Genomic DNA, 13,912 nt, shown 5'->3' on the forward strand with positions numbered 1-13,912 from the left:
CGATCTTAAAACAGTATGCGAAACTACTAATCTTTTTAATAGAGAGGTGTGTAATGAAGCTATTTCATTTTAGTGAAAATCCGGATATTAAAATCTTTAACCCCCGAACAATTTACGATCAAACTGATGCAAAAGTATGGACCATTGATAAGTATCATGCGCCACATTACTATTTTCCAAGGGACTGCCCAAGAGTCTGCGTTTGGCCAAAAGAAGATACAAAAGAACTAGATATAACTCGTTTTTTTGGAATGTCTCAGGTGAACCGGATGATTGCAATTGAAACAGGTTGGTATGATCGAGTCAGAAAAGGATCTATTTATCGCTACGTTTTTGATTCAGCAGACTTTGAGTTAGAAGAAGAAAATGCGGGATATTATGTAGCAAGACGCCCAGTAACTCCAATCGAAGTTGAAAAAATGGATGACTTGGTCACAGCTATTTTGGATGAAGGGATAGAACTTAGGATCACTCCCTCTTTAATGCCTATGAAAGAATATGTACTAGAGTCTACAATCAACTTCTCCATGATCCGGATGAGAAATGCAAAACAGGAATAACCTAATATGAAGATCATCGTTACGGGCGGAGCTATTATAAGAGACAACGAAGGACGAATATTACTTCAAAAAAGATCAGATTATGGCAATTGGGGACTTCCGGGTGGTGGGATGGATGCAGGTGAGTCTATTGAAGATACTATGATACGAGAAGTATTGGAAGAAACCGGTCTTGAAGTTAGACAGTACGAACTTTATTCAGTTTATAGCGGACCACGCATGAAATATAGGTATCCAGACGGAAATGAAGTCGTTTTTGTCATGTTCATTTTTAATGCAAAAGTGGATTTAGAGGGGAGAATTGCTGAAGACAATAATACGCTAATATATAACGATGATAATCAAGAATCATTAAAGCTAGAATTTAAATTTATTGAAGATATTTATATAGAAGATATAAGCACTGTACAAAGACCCGTATTTGAAGATTTAAAGAGAGAAGTAAGAACCATATTGAGAACGTAAACCTGTAAGTGAATTTATGGAGGACTAAGAACGGTATACGAAAGGACTGAAGAGATTGAAGTATAAAATACTTGTCGCATCAGTCTGGTATGACACTCAGGGCAATGAAATAATAAGAATTGGTATATCTAATAATGATATCTTATGAGAAATTCATCAAGATGACAAAGCCTACACATTATTATCTAAGGAGCGAATTCATGAATATCAAAGTGCAATTAACCAGTAAAGAGGAATCACACATTATAAAAAACATATATCCTTTATATCTGTATGATCTATCAGAACACTATGTCAGGTATCCAAATGTTCATGGGATTTATGAAGAAAGTGATGATTTTAAAACACTAAGTGACCAATATGAAGTTCAAAATATTTGGTGGGAAAAACCAGACAGTTTGTATCCCTTTTTAATTTTAGCAGATGATTGTCCGGCGGGATTTATCCTCATTGCTACTTCCCCGTATTGTGCAGAGAATGTTGATTATTTTGTGCATGAGTTCTTCTTACTACGTCCTTATAGAGGTCGAGGTATCGCGGAACAGGCTGCTACCAAAGTGTTTGAGCAATTGAAGGGGAAATGGGAACTGTTTACTAATCCTTCTGAAAGAAACCAAACAGGACAAAGATTTTGGCGGAAGACCGTTTCTAATTATAGGAAAGGCAATTATGTTGAGTTGAATGATGATACCTTTGACGGACAGAAACTAATATTTCGGTTTGATAATACAGAGAAGTAAGTTTTCAAATAGGATTCTCTAGAAGGAGGAACTCGAATCTTGATTGTATTTGCGTACATCGCTGTTTATATAATGCCAATATTAGGTTTTTTGTTCATAGTCGCATTATTAAGAGCAATCAAAAAAATTGTGAAAAACAAGTCATAAGCTGAAGTATTTTGGAGTGGGCTTCTATTTGGCATTATTGTGTGGTGTATTGCTATAGTTGCTATATTTAATGAATGGTGATGACGACTCGAACTCGGACACTCATCTTCACCACAATGAATCTACTATTCATATAGAAGGAGTTGTTAAAGTGGATCAGAAAGCAGCGGGTATTGCAGCCAACGAAACACCAGAAGGAACACAGATTATATATGGGGAGTTTGCTGGGGGAGAATCCTATTATTCTTGCAGCTATCGCCCTGATGTAGTTTATGCCAAATACGGCGATGTGGAACGAAGATTGCAGATCATAACGCCCTCCCGAAGCGGATACAAGTTTCCTCTTATCGTATATGTACAAGGATCCGCATGGAGAAAACAGGATATATACTCTTCCATTCCTAATCTTGTTCAGATGGCGGCTAAGGGATATGTGATTGCCAGTGTAGAAATACGGGACACGGATGTTGCGCGTTTTCCAGCTGCTGTTGAGGATGTGAAGTGCGCGATTCGGTATATGCGCAAGAATGCAGAGGAGTATGGAATAGATCCGGAAAGCGTAGCGGTATGGGGCGATTCGTCAGGTGGACATCTCTCCTTAATGACGGGTCTAACGGTGGGCGAGTATGATAACGGCCTTTACAGTGAGGAGTCAGACGAAGTTAGTGCGATCATCGATTATTATGGGGTTACGGACTTGCTGACCTTAGGGAAGTACAATAATATTCTTGACCATGATGCGGCTGATTCTCCTGAAGGCTTGTTTATTGGCGGAAAGGTACAGGAACATACAGAATTGGCGAAGAAGGCAAGTCCTCTTCATCAAGATCTAGATAAGTCGCTTCCACCGATTCTTATTGTTCATGGAGACAGTGACCATGTTGTACATATAAACCAGAGCATAGAGATGTATAAAGCTTTGAAAGAGCATGGACAGAGAGCATTCTTCTATAAAGTAGTAGGCGCAGATCATGGACCCGGCTTTTGGAATTCACAAGTGCTTGACGTCACGGCGAAGTTCTTATCTACTCACTTACATCGACCTCGATGAAGAGGGAACGTATGAATTAGAAGAGGTGCTCACTGTACATGTTAAAATAAGACATCATATCATGTCGATAATTTCTCATTATCTAATGGTTATCCCTTTTTCTTTTACAAACTGTTCTAAAATTTTATAATCTTCCGTAACCCTTTTAAAGGGTAAAGTTTCTAGTACCTTCTCCCTGTAATCCTTTTTGGCAGCAATGGAAAGACGGGAATCGAGTATGCTGAGTACACCAAGGTCAGTTTCACTACGAATCAGACGTCCGGTTCCTTGTCTTAACCGGAGAAGCATGTCCGGTACAAATACTTCTTTCAAGGGATTCTCTACCAGAGAGGTCTTATATTCATAGACAGGATCCGAAGGAACAGGGAAAGGAAGACGGAAGATAATTAACTGCGACAAATCGGAACCTTCAATATTTACGCCTTCCCAGAACACACCGGTACTTAGAAGGACGCCTTTACTGCCTCGGAATTCAGCAATCACTCCGTCCTGAGACGAGCCTTCTCTTTGAACATGTAACGTCCATGCAAGCTTCTCAGCATTTAACTTCTTATGAACGTACTTCATATCCTCCTTAGCTGAAAAAAGGACCAGTGTTCGTCCGCCCGTTAAATTACAAAGTCTTATCAGTTCCTTGTATGCCGCTTCAAGATAATGTTCCCTGTTCTTATGGTTATAGTAGGGGACATCTTTGGCAATATACATCATGGTATGGTAGTCATAATTAAACGGTGAAGCTTGGCGCTCCATATAATCTCCCCTGTATCCAAGGGACTGTGTAAGATATGAGTATTGTTCCTCCAGTGTTTCACCACTTTGGCAAAGCGTTGCTGACGTTAAAATAACCGAAGTCTTGCCGTTAAATAAGGAGTATTTTAAAAATTGACTAATGCCTTTTGGACAGATACTTAGGGTGGCATCACGCTGAGTTTTACTTGCCCAGATGAGATAGTTGTCCTCCACACCAGCGAGCACCTCAAAGAGATCGATAAGTCCGTTCATGGCTTCAAAAATATGATCGATTTCCCGCTCATGCCGGGAAGTTAGGACAGAAAGGCTGAGATGAAACTCTTTCAGGATCTGCACTCCATGTTTTAAGGGAATGCCTGTGATCTCTGAAACTTTGATCCGGTCATTGTCCTGCTTGGCTGTCTGCAGCAGATCTGTCTCTACCTGTTTGAAAATGTGACTAACACACTTTTTTAACCACTTAAATTGCGTAAAAAGACTCTTATCTGCGGATTGCTTGTAGAGAAGTTGTAGAGCGTCATCCAGAATACGGCACGTTCCCCGGAATGTGAACTCGAGCGTTCTTGCATCTCTAACCTTTGCTTCTAGATTATGAGCTTCATCAATAACGATCAGAGCCGGACGTTCAGTGATTAATCCCTTTGATCCTTCTTTTTTCTTAATTAAATCACGAATGAGCAGGTCCTGATTTACGATAATAAAATCCATGGCGTTCGTGCTGGCGTTAATTTTAGCTCGCATCTCGTAAAATGAACATGTGCTTTTATACTGGCAACGTTCAAATGTACAATCATTCACACAGACATTGGTCCATAGTGTGTCACTAACTCCGCCCTTAATATCTGCTCTTTCATCAATATCATAATTCACAATACGCTGAGCAAGCGTAGACAGAGGGGAGTTTGAATCACCCGACTTACCTGACTTAATCAGGTCTGCTGCTCTATAACGGCAAGCATACTGCCCCATGCCTTTTCCAACTACAGAGCGAACGGATGTAAATCCGAGCCGGCTTCCGATGAATCTTAAATCTTTATGGATCTGTTCTGAGAGCTGTATGGAGGAGGTTGCAATAATGATCGGCTGCTGCGAGATAAGGTTAATGAGCAGACTAGGAATGAGATAAGCGAAGGACTTACCAATGCCGACTCCAGCTTCAATCATCGCATTACGGCTATGTATATAAGCATCAGCGATATCCAGAGACATATCTTGCTGGCCAATCCGCTCATTAAGGCCTAGTCTTGGGAATTTATCATACATCCGGAAGATGGCATTGACTAAAGGGGTTTCGATATCCTTTTTTGTTCCCTGCTTCTGTAATTTATAGAGATCACTTAACCCGCTAATCACGATCGCCCCTTTTCAAAATCAATCATCTAAATGCTACAATTTTTGGTGTGGTTGTAATTATCTTCGATGCTATCTTAACCGTCAAGTGTCAGTATATAATATGGCACCTTACTAGTTTCTTTTTCGGCCCTTGCTAATCAGTCTATTTATGGTTCGCTCTATCTTTCAGGACTGAGGTAAAGTAAATCTTCGGTTCTGGAATTTTGTATAAAATAGATTATAATCATATATATTTTTCCCTGAATTTAACAAATATTCATGGTTTAATGATATAACAGTATGAAACAGGGGAAACGGATTCATTCTCTGAAAGGTTGTGATTTCATGTTGAATTATACGAATACCACCAAAGAACTCTTTGAAAGCGGTATCGATACAGCAATTATCTCGATCGGCGCTACCGAACAGTTTGGTCCTTATTTGCCTATGCATTTAGATAATTTAATAGCTGAAAGATATGCTGAAGTATATGGCAGAGCGTTAGATGCATATGTACTTCCTACTCTACCTTTTAATACTTCTGAGGAACATGCGAACTATAAAGGAACGGTAACCATTAGTCCGAACTTAATAACAACCATGATAGAAGAAATTATGACTGGGTTAATGAGGCAAGGATTCAAGAAGTTTGTTATATGCTCAGGTCATGGCGGTTCTTATTGGGAAGGGGCATTCATTAAGCACATTAATTATAAATATCCTGAAATAATAGTCATTCATCCTCATCATCATCATGATGCATGGTCAGTTGCCATTCAAGCAGCAGAATTTGAAGGATTAGATGAAATGCACGGTGGTTTATTGTCGGTATGTACTGCCATGTGGCTGTGCCCCGATAAGGTCAAATTAGAATCGATGGGATCGAATATACCTAGTGAAAATAAACAATACGCTGATTTTATGGGCTGGGATAAGTTAACCTCAGACGGGTGTTGGGGTAATTTTGATCCAGAATTATATACTCCGGAAGAGTTAGCTCTTAAGGGAAAGATATTCTGGAGTACCTTTATGGAGAGAAAAGCCGAAGGGCTTAAAGAACTTTTAGAAGATGCGTATAACAGAAAGACTCAAGGTGGAAAAAATCTGTAAAAAGTCAGAACTTAGGAGAAGACGATATGAACCAGTTAATTAATGAAGCTGTTATAAAACTAGCAGAAAACATTCAATTACCTGAAAGGGTATTTCATATTGATGATTTACCTTGGGTTCCTTTTGAAGAAGGAGATGAAGAGGAGATTAACTGTTATTTTAAACCGCTACGATTTGACCTTTCTACGGGGACTTGGACGTACCTTTTTAAAATAAAAAGCAATAAAGTGCTGTCCCGTCACCGTCATACGGGTGGTTCAGTTATTGGTTACAAAATACAGGGACAATGGAGATACGAAGGGCGTAACTGGACCGCGAAACCAGGAACTTTTATTTTTGAACCTCCTGGAGATATTCACACGCTGATTACTGAAGATGAAGAGGTCATTACATTATTTATCTTAGGTGGTTCACTCCAATATTTCGACGCAAATAATAGAGTTATTGGTCAGGATGATATCTATACCGTATTAAAGAAGTATAAGGACTATTGTAATGAAAAAGGAATAGCAATAGTGGATGATCTTATTTATTGAGTTGTATTTCGAAGGCTTAGACATCGTATAACAATGCAATTTCAATGTGGTCTAACTCTGGGGTGTACCTTTCAAGCAGTAGAGGTGGTGTTTCTTTTGCGGTTATTTTATAAAGAGTCAGGTGATTTGGAAAATCCTCTCATTGTTTTTTTACATGGGGGAGGAGTCAGCGGTTGGATGTGGGAGAAGCAATTGGAATACTTTCATGATTATCATTGCTTAGTTCCGGACTTACCTGGGCATGGTCTCAGTTCAAGAATGGACTTTTCTATCCATAGCAGTGCGGAAGAAATAGGGAGTTTAATTCAAGCAAAAGCGCAAGGTAAACAAGTGATTCTGGTTGGATTTTCTCTAGGTGCGCAGATTGCTATTAAAATACTCAGTCTGTACCCGGATCTCGTAGATTACGCAATAATCAACAGTGCACTTGTTAGGCCTATTCCGTTAGCTAATAAAGTTATTAAACCTACGGTCCGTTTAACTTATAGGTTAACTAAAAATCGTGCATTTTCGAAGATTCAAGCAAAACAGTTATATATCGAAGATCAAATGTTTGAGACGTATTATAAAGAAACAACGAACATGGAGCGGAACACTCTTATCAAGATTCTTGAAGAAAACATGTCTTTTCGTATACCGAAAGAATTCAGTAGGTCTAGAGCAAAGATTTTAATAACGGTTGGGAATCACGAAAAACAAATAATGAAAAAATCTGTATCAGACTTAGTAGACAAAAATATGAATTGTAAAGGGGTGATCATACCGAATGTTGGTCATGGAGTATCCCTAGCTTTACCTGATTTATTTAACAAGATGGTTGAAGCTTGGATTCATGACAGAGAATTACCGAGTGGTCTGATCCCTGTTATAAAGTAATGGAATAAACGAGTTGATGTTGAAGAAATTGAGAAGGAATTAGAACAATATGTAGAACCGAGAGACAATAATAAATAATGGAGATGAATGAATGCGGAACCGTGGTGTCCTATTCCTTATATTTCTTATTATTTTGGTTGGATGTAAATCAAATAACGAGACTGTGGTAGGACCAAGTCCAACATTTTACTCAAATCAGTTAGCTATGATTGGCGTGGAGGAGAAACTAGGAATACTTGGTCCTGATTTCGTTGTAAATACAGTTAACAAGTATATGTGGCATTTCTGGGATACTAATGAAGAACTTCAACTAAAATCTTTTAGAGTGGAAGCCATAAATGTTAAGACTCAGCAAAAAGTAAAAGCTTTGGTGAAAGATGCCAGTACCCCTCAAGAAACATTAGTTTGGGAATATGATTCTATTGGTGGTTCTAATAATGGAGCTGATGCACATACACCTTCCATTCTCATGCTCCCTTCAAGTGGACTTTGGCAATTGGATGTCTATCTTGGAGGAGAATATTTTGAAACTATTATTGTAAATGTTAAGGATCAGTCATAATGGAAGGAGTCGTAATGAACAATAACCAATTATCGATACCAAGTACCTTAGTGAATTTATCAGAATTAATTAAAATAACGAGAATCAATAAAGGAAGACATTATCAATCACTGTACATTTTAGAATTCAGTAATTCTGTAAAGTGCGTACTGAAAGTAAAGAACGTTGCTGAGTCTGGTAGTTTATTGCGTGAAGCAGAAAGACTAGAATGGGCACATAAAACCATTCCAACTCCTAAGGTTATTGGTTACCAGGTGGAGAATGGCAAGGAATATTTAGTTATGACTTATATAGCGGGATGTACCGCGGAAGATTATCAGCAAAAAGAAGGACAAAAAAGTCTAGGCTATCTTTTGGGAGAAGGCTTAAGAACAATACATAATGTTCCCATTAACCATTGTGAGTTTACTGATTTATTACCAGATAAATTAATCGATATGGTGAAAATGAATATTAAAGAAAGAGAGAGCGAAGCCAGAGTTGCTATTAACAATATATTTCCCAATCATACAATGGAGCAACTAATTGACTTTTTAGAGAAGAATAAAGCACCTGCAGATGAATTAGTTTTTACTCATGGTGATTATGGCTCTGGGAATGTGATGATCAATGATGGCCGCATTGAAGCATTTATAGATTTGGGGGATTCAGGTATATCAGATCCCTATTATGATATTTATTACTTGTTTAAAAGTCTTACTTATTATACGGATAGGAAAGAAGAATTTGGCAAGTTCTTGAAAGGATATGGGATATCTGAGTTGAATGAGAGCAGAATGAAATTTCATCTTATTATCGACACTTTATTATTGTAATTCTGTCGCAGGCGTCCTATAACCAATTACAAGGGAGAGGGTTGCTATATTTCTAGTTTATTGGCGATATTTTCTCTATGTCATCGATCATAAGTTAAATGTATTCATTGAATGCTGGAAAGAAGGATTATATATCGAGGGCATCGTACATGATATGTCTAAATTTTCACCTAAAGAGTTTGCTCCTTATGCACGTAAATTCTATTCAAATCAAAAAAATGAGAATATAGAATTAGCGTGGAGATATGCATGGCTGCATCATCAAAACCATAATAAACACCACTGGGAATACTGGATCGTAAATAAACAAACAAAAGAAGCTTTACCCATGCCAAAGAAATATATGATTGAAATGGTTTGTGATTGGAGGTCGTTCTCAAGAAAATGGGGACGTAAGGTTAAAGACTCTAATTTGGTGGAAAGAATGGTAAACTCTAACAACATCATATTACATCCAGATACTAGGGAAGAACTCGAAAGATTCATAAGGAAAAAATAACATCAAACAAAGTGCTGTATGTAACCGTTTAAAATATAAAAAGGAGCGTTTTATGAAACGAATATGTATCATCTTATTTAGTGTGATCTTACTAGCGGGATGTTCAAAATCGAAAACAGAAACATTAATTGATGAAGTTAAGCAATTAGATAATGAGAACTCTGTTGTAGATGTACTGGTAAGCAATCTGGATCCTTTAGGAAACAATGCTGAGTTTCAATTCTCAGTTCGAAATGATAAAGATGGTTTTGAGGGAGATTTAATATTTGATGTAATCGACGAGATATTTGATCTTGAAGAAGTTATTACTACAAAACCAGAAATACCTGAATATAACACCGGTTTAACTTTCTCGGCACAAAGAAAAGAAGACTTGAAGCTTTATGAAGTCCAAATGATGGTCGATTCTGAATTAAAATATGTAAAGTTGTTCAATGTTCAGTCTGAGAATGCAAAGGTAGATTACAACAAATTTTATTATTTAACTGATACGCTTAAAGCGAATATTCAAGAGATTATAAATTTTGAAAAATAAGCGTATGTTATTAAAGCAAAAGGTGAAATCGCAGGGTTTATGATGACGAAGGAAAAAGATGAGACTCAGAGCTGCCATGTTCTGTCTCATTTTTTTATACTTCGCAAGTTTCGAAGAATGGGAGTAGGCAGAAAAGCAGCTATATCCTTATTCAAAGGATCTAAAGGAGAATGGGAGTTATGTCAGCTGGAAGGTAATATTCCCGCACAGAAGTTCTGGGATCAGATCATAGACGAAGTATCTTACGGAGAAGTACAGGTAAAAACAGAAAACGGAAGAAGATATCAAAATTTTATTTGTAAGTAGAGCGTGTTGATGACTGAAAGATCAACCTGACTTAGGAGGCTAATATATTGCAGGGTTACAATGTTCTCATGGTATATAGTAATGATTTACATAAAGTTCTTATGTGCAGACGTTTAAAAGAACCTTATAAAGGTCTTAGTAATTTTGTTGGCGGCAAGATTGAATCTGGAGAAAGCGGTATGGAAGCGGCATATAGAGAGTTATTAGAAGAGACAGGGATACCTCAGGAAGCTATTGTATTACATCATTTAATGGATTATAAGTACTATTTTCAGGATTGTTATGTGGAAGTTTATGTTGGTCAATTAAAGTACGATGTAGAAATCCTTGGTGACGAGAATGATCTATATTGGTCTGGTTTAGATGAAGATTTTTTTGATATGTCGTTATTCGCAGGTGAAGGAAATATAGGACATATGATTGAACAAGTGAAAATGTATGAAGATAAAATATTCAATGTACATATTGATAAATTGCATATGTAAGAAAAGGGCTAATTAAAAATAACAAGAAAAAATCAAACACAAAGGGAGTTATAAAAAGATGCCAATTTGTATAAATCAAAAAGGTGATATTTTTGAAGAGATTATTGATCTGTCCGAAGATAGAATTGATCAATTGACATTAAATCACCCGATAACTCATGCATTAGTAGTAGCAAGAAATAGAGATGGTTTTTTACTACTATTTAATCACTGGAAACAAAACTGGGAACTCCCGGGTGGGGTTCGTGAAGCAGGAGAAAGTCTTAGAGCTTGTGCATTACGAGAGATGCTGGAGGAAACGAATCAAATACCAGGGAGAATAGATTTCAGAGGGTTAATGAAATTCAAATTAAAGAATGGAAAAACAGAATACGGCGGTCTTTTTAGTGCAGAAATTGATAACGAAAGACCATTTTTAGATAACGAAGAAGCGGAGAAGATGATCTACTGGGATTTACATACGGACATAGGATACATAGATGAAATTGACAAGGAACTATTGAAATACTACTAGGCCGAATGGAACCTTATATTGGGTTTGATACTAATAACGCTTTGTAGACTCAGTGAGGAAAAGGTGGATGATATGAAAAATAACAAAATCATACTTTGTTGTTTGTTTTTATTGATCCTGGTTTCGGCTTGCAGTTCTAAGGTGTCTCCAAACTCACAAGAGAGTTCAGCTGACTGGGCATTTCCTTTTGTTGTATGGAATGAAGACATATATCAAATTCAGAATGAAGAAGTGAATAAAAGTGAGATTGAGGATGAGATTGGTGAAGTGAAACAATACTACGATTTTGAGGGCATCTACTCTAATGGGTTCTCAAATAAATATGCCGTAGGAACGAAACTATATAAAATAAAAGGAATAGATACAGCAGAGAATATTGCAATTGAATCAGAGCAAGGACAGTACATAAACGCTAAAAACAACGGCAAATACAAGGGTAAATGAACCTGATCACGAATCGAAGAGAGTGAACGATATGAGGGATTGTTATGAACTGCATCATGTTAATATTGAAGAATCTACGATTGGCAACTTACAAGTTGCCATTGAGAAGGGGGAAGTTAGTTCTAGAGACCTTGTTATGTATTACTTGCACCGTATTGCAGCCTATGACCAAGACGGACCAAACATAAATTCTGTTATGGAAATAAATCCTGACGCCATTTTTATTGCGGAGGCATTAGATTATGAAAGAAAAACCGTGGGGGTTAGAGGACCATTACACGGAATTCCAGTCCTGCTTAAGGATAATATAGAAACAAACGATAAAATGCGTACAAGTGCTGGGGCAATTGCTTTGGAGAATCATATCAGTTCAAGAGATTCTTTTCTTGTACAGAAGTTAAGAGAAGCGGGCGCTGTTATTCTAGGAAAGACGAACATGACAGAATGGGCTAATGGGATGTCTACGGAGATGTGGGCGGGATACAGTTCAAGAGGAGGACAAGTCTTAAACCCCTATGGTGACTTTTTTGCGGGAGGTTCAAGCACAGGTTCTGCTGCTGCGGTAGCAGCGAATTTCACTACAGTTTCAATAGGGACCGAAACTTCTGCATCCATATTAAGTCCGGCTATTCAGAATTCGATCGTGGGTATAAAGCCGACAGTTGGACTGATCAGCCGCTCGGGGATCATCCCTTTTTCTTATTCACAAGATACCGCGGGTCCTATGGCGAGAACGGTTACGGATGCAGCCATCTTACTGGGTGCACTCGCAGGGAAAGATGAGAATGACTCCGCAACCTGGAAAAATCCAAATTCGAATCTAGACTATACAACGTTTTTAGATGGTGATGGATTAAAGAATGCAACCATCGGAATCTTTAGAAATGCAACTATAGATCGGTATCGTGATACAGATGAATATGATGCGGAATTGTTTGAAGATGCGGTAATAAAGTTACAACAAGCGGGCGCCAATATTGTAGAAGATATAGAAATCCCATCGTTTCATAGAGAGTGGGGATGGAACAAGATAAATTACGAGTTTAAGCATAGTGTTGAAAATTACCTGCAGAGTCTTCCACCTCATATTCCGGTCCATTCTCTTCGTGAACTGATTGATTGGAACGAACAGAACGCTGAAAGGGCACTCAAGTATGGACAAAATCTTTTAGAGCATAAAGAACAATTAGACAATCCACTCAAGAATTCAAAATACATAGTAGAAGTGATATCTGATTTATACCAATCACAAAATAACGGTATTGATTACGCAGTAAATAAGTATGGTCTAGATGCAATCCTTTTTCCATCTTATGTAGGTGCAGATATCAGCGCTAGAGCAGGCTATCCTTCGATCGCAGTTCCTGCAGGTTATAAAGATAGCGGAAGACCATTTGGAATTACATTTGCAGGAACCGCTTTTAGCGAACCAACTCTGATACGTATCGCATTTGCATTTGAGCAATTTACTGCATGTAGAAAAAAACCGAACCTGTAGGCTCTATCCCGAATCTCCATCTTCATAAAAAGGAGGAAGTCTATGATAAAGCGTATATTATCAATCATACTAATCATATCATTGGTACTAATTCAGCTAACAACATTTTATTCTTCAAAAGCTTATGCTTGTAGTTGTGCCTTTCTTGAGACAAAGGAGAAATTAGAACTCTATTCTGCAGTTTTTGAAGGAACAGTCATTGAAATTGGTGAAACGAAAAGTTTATCCCCGTATAGTCAGGTGCGTGAATATACTTTTGCGGTGGAGAGAGCATGGAAGGGTGTTAAGGATAAAGAGGTTATCATCACCAGTCTAGATGGAGGTTCAAATTCATGTGGTTATCAGTTCAGTAAAGATCGAACCTATCTTGTGTACGCGAGTCTGGATAAAGATGATACGCTGCTTACGAGTCTTTGCAGTAACAACCTTCTAAGTTCGGAAGCAGGAGAAGATCTAAAGCAATTAGGAACCGGACAGCTTATAAATAGTAACAATGAAGAAGGTATTCCATCTTCAGGCATCCTATATAGTATTTTCTCTCTCATATTATTATTAATCATCGTAGCGGTATGGAGGTTTAGAACAAGAACAAGGACAAGGAAATGAGGTTATCTATTACCGCTAGAAGGATCCGTTCCATCTCCAGCGAATTACAGATTGTTGATAACGTTTTCAAATTGAGTGGAT

General features: G+C 37.8%; 18 protein-coding genes. 17 read left to right on the forward strand and 1 reads right to left on the reverse strand.

What is annotated here, in order from left to right:
• Positions 1–53 precede the first annotated feature (53 nt).
• From PV403_RS11440 to PV403_RS11455, 4 genes are all read left to right on the forward strand, one after another.
• Complete coding sequence (locus tag PV403_RS11440; protein WP_332084666.1) at positions 54–560, forward strand: DUF6886 family protein; 507 nt, start codon at positions 54–56, stop codon at positions 558–560.
• Between the two features lie 6 nt (positions 561–566).
• Complete coding sequence (locus tag PV403_RS11445) at positions 567–1,025, forward strand: NUDIX domain-containing protein (RefSeq protein ID WP_332084667.1); 459 nt, start codon at positions 567–569, stop codon at positions 1,023–1,025.
• Between the two features lie 200 nt (positions 1,026–1,225).
• Positions 1,226–1,765: a GNAT family N-acetyltransferase gene (locus tag PV403_RS11450; protein WP_332084668.1), complete on the forward strand. Its 540-nt coding sequence runs from the start codon at positions 1,226–1,228 to the stop codon at positions 1,763–1,765.
• A 298-nt stretch (positions 1,766–2,063) separates the two neighbouring features.
• Positions 2,064–2,963, forward strand: coding sequence for an alpha/beta hydrolase (locus PV403_RS11455; RefSeq protein WP_332084669.1), 900 nt, complete (start codon positions 2,064–2,066; stop codon positions 2,961–2,963).
• A 78-nt stretch (positions 2,964–3,041) separates the two neighbouring features.
• Here PV403_RS11455 and PV403_RS11460 read toward each other — a convergent pair whose 3' ends face one another.
• Positions 3,042–5,066, reverse strand: coding sequence for an ATP-dependent DNA helicase (locus PV403_RS11460; RefSeq protein WP_332084670.1), 2,025 nt, complete (start codon positions 5,064–5,066; stop codon positions 3,042–3,044).
• A 324-nt stretch (positions 5,067–5,390) separates the two neighbouring features.
• Between PV403_RS11460 and PV403_RS11465 the strand changes: the two genes are divergently transcribed.
• The 13 genes from PV403_RS11465 to PV403_RS11525 all read left to right on the forward strand — a co-directional run bounded on the left by PV403_RS11465 (position 5,391) and on the right by PV403_RS11525 (position 13,831).
• A complete protein-coding gene (locus PV403_RS11465; RefSeq protein WP_332084671.1) occupies positions 5,391–6,155 on the forward strand; it encodes a creatininase family protein in 765 nt (254 codons plus the stop codon).
• Positions 6,156–6,181: 26 nt separating this feature from the next.
• Positions 6,182–6,691: a 2,4'-dihydroxyacetophenone dioxygenase family protein gene (locus PV403_RS11470; RefSeq protein WP_332084672.1), complete on the forward strand. Its 510-nt coding sequence runs from the start codon at positions 6,182–6,184 to the stop codon at positions 6,689–6,691.
• 96 nt (positions 6,692–6,787) lie between these two features.
• Positions 6,788–7,567: an alpha/beta fold hydrolase gene (locus tag PV403_RS11475; protein ID WP_332084673.1), complete on the forward strand. Its 780-nt coding sequence runs from the start codon at positions 6,788–6,790 to the stop codon at positions 7,565–7,567.
• A 91-nt stretch (positions 7,568–7,658) separates the two neighbouring features.
• Positions 7,659–8,129, forward strand: a complete 471-nt coding sequence (locus PV403_RS11480; protein WP_213533600.1) for a DUF4871 domain-containing protein — start codon at positions 7,659–7,661, stop codon at positions 8,127–8,129.
• Positions 8,130–8,143: 14 nt separating this feature from the next.
• Positions 8,144–8,944 (forward strand): phosphotransferase, encoded by an 801-nt coding sequence (locus PV403_RS11485; protein ID WP_332084674.1) that lies wholly within the window; start codon positions 8,144–8,146, stop codon positions 8,942–8,944.
• A 46-nt stretch (positions 8,945–8,990) separates the two neighbouring features.
• A complete protein-coding gene (locus PV403_RS11490; RefSeq protein ID WP_332084990.1) occupies positions 8,991–9,443 on the forward strand; it encodes a DUF5662 family protein in 453 nt (150 codons plus the stop codon).
• Positions 9,444–9,495: 52 nt separating this feature from the next.
• Positions 9,496–9,978, forward strand: a complete 483-nt coding sequence (locus PV403_RS11495) for a hypothetical protein (RefSeq protein WP_332084675.1) — start codon at positions 9,496–9,498, stop codon at positions 9,976–9,978.
• Positions 9,979–9,987: 9 nt separating this feature from the next.
• A complete protein-coding gene (locus tag PV403_RS11500; protein WP_332084991.1) occupies positions 9,988–10,284 on the forward strand; it encodes a GNAT family N-acetyltransferase in 297 nt (98 codons plus the stop codon).
• Between the two features lie 47 nt (positions 10,285–10,331).
• A complete protein-coding gene (locus PV403_RS11505; RefSeq protein WP_332084676.1) occupies positions 10,332–10,769 on the forward strand; it encodes an NUDIX hydrolase in 438 nt (145 codons plus the stop codon).
• 58 nt (positions 10,770–10,827) lie between these two features.
• Positions 10,828–11,283 carry an NUDIX hydrolase gene (locus tag PV403_RS11510; protein WP_332084677.1) on the forward strand — a complete coding sequence of 152 codons (456 nt, stop codon included), beginning with the start codon at positions 10,828–10,830 and terminating at the stop codon, positions 11,281–11,283.
• A 72-nt stretch (positions 11,284–11,355) separates the two neighbouring features.
• Positions 11,356–11,727 (forward strand): hypothetical protein, encoded by a 372-nt coding sequence (locus tag PV403_RS11515; RefSeq protein ID WP_332084678.1) that lies wholly within the window; start codon positions 11,356–11,358, stop codon positions 11,725–11,727.
• Positions 11,728–11,758: 31 nt separating this feature from the next.
• Positions 11,759–13,225 carry an amidase family protein gene (locus PV403_RS11520; RefSeq protein ID WP_213533613.1) on the forward strand — a complete coding sequence of 489 codons (1,467 nt, stop codon included), beginning with the start codon at positions 11,759–11,761 and terminating at the stop codon, positions 13,223–13,225.
• A gap of 42 nt (positions 13,226–13,267) precedes the next feature.
• Complete coding sequence (locus PV403_RS11525) at positions 13,268–13,831, forward strand: hypothetical protein (protein WP_332084679.1); 564 nt, start codon at positions 13,268–13,270, stop codon at positions 13,829–13,831.
• Positions 13,832–13,912: the final 81 nt, after the last annotated feature.

The organism is Paenibacillus sp. GYB006, assembly GCF_036577645.1.
GTDB lineage: Bacteria > Bacillota > Bacilli > Paenibacillales > Paenibacillaceae > Paenibacillus.

What these genes read in the sequence shown, in the direction of transcription:
- PV403_RS11465 (WP_332084671.1), top strand. Translation starts at nt 5,391, where the DNA reads ATGTTGAATTATACGAATACCACCAAAGAACTCTTTGAAAGCGGTATC.
- PV403_RS11445 (WP_332084667.1), top strand. Translation starts at nt 567, where the DNA reads ATGAAGATCATCGTTACGGGCGGAGCTATTATAAGAGACAACGAAGGA.
- PV403_RS11520 (WP_213533613.1), top strand. Translation starts at nt 11,759, where the DNA reads ATGAGGGATTGTTATGAACTGCATCATGTTAATATTGAAGAATCTACG.
- PV403_RS11480 (WP_213533600.1), top strand. Translation starts at nt 7,659, where the DNA reads ATGCGGAACCGTGGTGTCCTATTCCTTATATTTCTTATTATTTTGGTT.
- PV403_RS11525 (WP_332084679.1), top strand. Translation starts at nt 13,268, where the DNA reads ATGATAAAGCGTATATTATCAATCATACTAATCATATCATTGGTACTA.
- PV403_RS11440 (WP_332084666.1), top strand. Translation starts at nt 54, where the DNA reads ATGAAGCTATTTCATTTTAGTGAAAATCCGGATATTAAAATCTTTAAC.
- PV403_RS11510 (WP_332084677.1), top strand. Translation starts at nt 10,828, where the DNA reads ATGCCAATTTGTATAAATCAAAAAGGTGATATTTTTGAAGAGATTATT.
- PV403_RS11485 (WP_332084674.1), top strand. Translation starts at nt 8,144, where the DNA reads ATGAACAATAACCAATTATCGATACCAAGTACCTTAGTGAATTTATCA.
- PV403_RS11470 (WP_332084672.1), top strand. Translation starts at nt 6,182, where the DNA reads ATGAACCAGTTAATTAATGAAGCTGTTATAAAACTAGCAGAAAACATT.
- PV403_RS11515 (WP_332084678.1), top strand. Translation starts at nt 11,356, where the DNA reads ATGAAAAATAACAAAATCATACTTTGTTGTTTGTTTTTATTGATCCTG.
- PV403_RS11495 (WP_332084675.1), top strand. Translation starts at nt 9,496, where the DNA reads ATGAAACGAATATGTATCATCTTATTTAGTGTGATCTTACTAGCGGGA.
- PV403_RS11450 (WP_332084668.1), top strand. Translation starts at nt 1,226, where the DNA reads ATGAATATCAAAGTGCAATTAACCAGTAAAGAGGAATCACACATTATA.